The sequence below is a fragment of the Candidatus Magnetaquicoccus inordinatus genome (assembly GCF_004217665.1).
GTDB lineage: Bacteria > Pseudomonadota > Magnetococcia > Magnetococcales > Magnetaquicoccaceae > Magnetaquicoccus > Magnetaquicoccus inordinatus.
The window spans coordinates 10,464-13,124 of sequence record NZ_RXIU01000092.1 but is presented as its reverse complement, the minus strand read 5'-3'; the positions used below and the strand labels follow the sequence as shown (position 1 = coordinate 13,124).

At 51.4% G+C, this 2,661-nt stretch carries 3 protein-coding genes; all 3 read right to left on the bottom strand.

Annotation, left to right across the window (positions count from 1 at the left end; all coding sequences use genetic code 11):
• Positions 1-108: 108 nt before the first annotated feature.
• Positions 109-1,287, bottom strand: a complete 1,179-nt coding sequence (locus EJP87_RS08460) for a chemotaxis protein CheB (protein ID WP_130471430.1) — start codon at positions 1,285-1,287, stop codon at positions 109-111.
• A 284-nt stretch (positions 1,288-1,571) separates the two neighbouring features.
• A complete protein-coding gene (locus EJP87_RS08455) occupies positions 1,572-2,015 on the bottom strand; it encodes a chemotaxis protein CheW (protein WP_130471429.1) in 444 nt (147 codons plus the stop codon).
• Positions 2,012-2,548, bottom strand: a complete 537-nt coding sequence (locus EJP87_RS08450; protein WP_130471428.1) for a chemotaxis protein CheW — start codon at positions 2,546-2,548, stop codon at positions 2,012-2,014. Before EJP87_RS08450 ends, EJP87_RS08455 begins: the two co-directional genes overlap by 4 nt.
• Positions 2,549-2,661: the final 113 nt, after the last annotated feature.

Genomic DNA, 2,661 nt, shown 5'->3' with positions numbered 1-2,661 from the left:
CTGTGCGGATTGGCGCGCATTTTTGCGCCAATCCGCACAGCATCCCCATGGGGGTAGAGCTGGCGAGCCAGCACGAATCTGAATAGTTACAAATCATTTACCCACCTTTTACTGTCTGCTGCGCAAAAAGCCATTACTGTTCTCCGATGCCGGTGCTGTCAGCAAACGCAGCAACTGCCCGTCAATCTCGCCAGCAGGCAATATATAATGGGCATAACCAGCATCGGCGACCGCTTTGGGCATGCCGTAGACAATCGAAGTGGCCTCATCCTGGGCTATCACCACCCCCCCGGCAGCATGCACCGCTCCTGCACCCTTGGCCCCATCATCACCAATCCCAGTCAAGACAACGGCTATAGTGCGCCTGCCATAACATTGTGCCGCCGATGCCAATAATTTATCCCCAGAAGGACAAAAAAATTCGTTGGCAACCGGGGCAGTCAAAACAAATTCACCCTCTCCGCTTATGCTTAAATGATATTCCGGTTGCGCATAATAGATTGTCCCAGCCTGGGCCCGCTCCCCGGCTTTGGCCAATTGCATGGGCAGAGCAGTCAAACCGCTGTGCCATTTGATTAAACTGTGGATAAAACTGGGAACAATATGTTGACTGATGATGACGGGATAGGGAAAATTGCTCGGCAAAGCACGTAATATGCCTGCCAAAACCTTGGGACCACCAGTCGAAGAGGCAATCACCACCACGCCACCGCGTTGCAGCAATGCACCTGTTTCTGGCACGGAGGGCACCGACGCACTCCCCTTACCGGTTGGCTGCTGGTCTGCTTGCGCCAGTTTGGCATAATATCCACGCAAATCATGTCGAACCGCCAGCGCTGTCAACGGTTTTGCTGCGGCGGGTGCGGACAGCGTGCTCTTTTTTTCCGCTCCCGTATTGCCGACTGCTACTGTACTCAACAGCATGATTTTACGGCGGAAAACCTGCGGATTTTCATAGTCAATCTCATCCTTGGCAATCACCTCCAAGGCACCACTGGCTAACGCCTTGAAAGCGGTCTCCGAGCTTGCCGTACCGGAGATGACTACAATAGGTAAGGGAGCAGTGGCCATAATGCGGCTGATGGTCTGTAAACCATCCATCACCGGCATACTGATATCCAAGGTGACCAAATCTATGCCACCCTTCTCAACACAAGCCAAAGCCTCCTTGCCATTGCCAGCCATTGCCACCACCTTGATCCGTGGATCCTGCTCCAAAATCATCTGGATCAATCCACGCGCCGTCGGGCAATCATCGGCAACCAACACTCGAATGGGCCACATCATGGCCTTTCTCCCGCTTAATCGTAACTATTCAGGTTCGTGCTGGTTCGCCAGCTCTACCCCCATGGGGATGCTGGGCGAATTGGCGCAATAATGCGCGCCAATCCGCACAGCTTGCTTCCATTAGGCGCTTAAGCCGACGCAAAAAGCGCGTCGGCTTAGTTTGAAAAGCGCGCCAAAGGCAAAAGATTAAAAAAGATTAAAAGCAAAATCCCAGGGATTCCATCCCTGGACCCGGCCAGGGAGGTGCCCTCCCTGGACCCGCAGTTGTGTTGGGTGGTGAATAGTTACACTTCATCTTCCATTGATAATGTTTCCGTAATTGTTTCTGTAGCGGATAATCCCTGCAAATCCAATAATAACACCGTCTCATCCTCGGCGGTGGTAAACGCCCCAAAATAGGCCAGCGGATGGCGCCGATTTAACAGATAATTGGCCAAAGGCTGAATTTCACTGGCATCAATGGTGATCATCCGCTCTGGATTATCAATCATCACCCCGGAGTTGCTGCCTTTCAACCAAACGATCCTCGCTGCGCTATAGGTGACCTCTTGCTCTGGAAAGGATAATCGTTGGGGTATGTTAATGATGGTCAAGCCATGCTCGTCAGGCATAGGATAGGTCATGGCATCCACTTGGGCAACAACTATTCCAAAGGGGATACCAGCCAGATGAAAAAGCAATATTTCCAGTGGGTTTGCCACCTGAGCGGCAGTAGAACTATGCTTCATCGCTGTATAAATTGCGCCAGTTTACTGACATCCAAAATCGCAACATGACGATCCCGATAGGTAAATCCTTGGCCAATCAACTCCCGCAACGTATCGTTGATTGCCCAATCCACTCCCGATTGCAGTGCGCTCTGCGGAATATCCATCACCTCTTCAATATAATCCACGCGGATACCACTCTGAAATTCACCATGGTGAATAATGATGGCATGGCGTTGCACACTCTCTTTGTTGTATGCAAGCTTCAGCAGGCGATAGGGATCGATGATCGATTGGATCACACCGCGAATATTGATGATCCCGGCAATAAACTCCGGCGAGCCCGGTACATAGATGACAGGCCGCTTGCTGATTTCGATAATCTCGCGCACATTGGCGCAAAAAAAGGCATACCAGACATCAGCAAGCGCAAAAAGAACCACTTTGACCTGCTGTTCCTGTACGGCAACAGTTTTGCTGCGCTCGCGGCGTTGTTTGGCCCACTCTTGCAACTGTTCGCGTGATACCACATCTGCCAACTGCTGCTCCTCCATCTCACCCTCCCCTTCAGAAGGAGTTGGCGACCTGATTCTGCTCAGATCGATTTGAAATGCTCCACCTGTTCACTAAGATTTTTTGACAACTCCATCAAGCCTGTACAGGTATC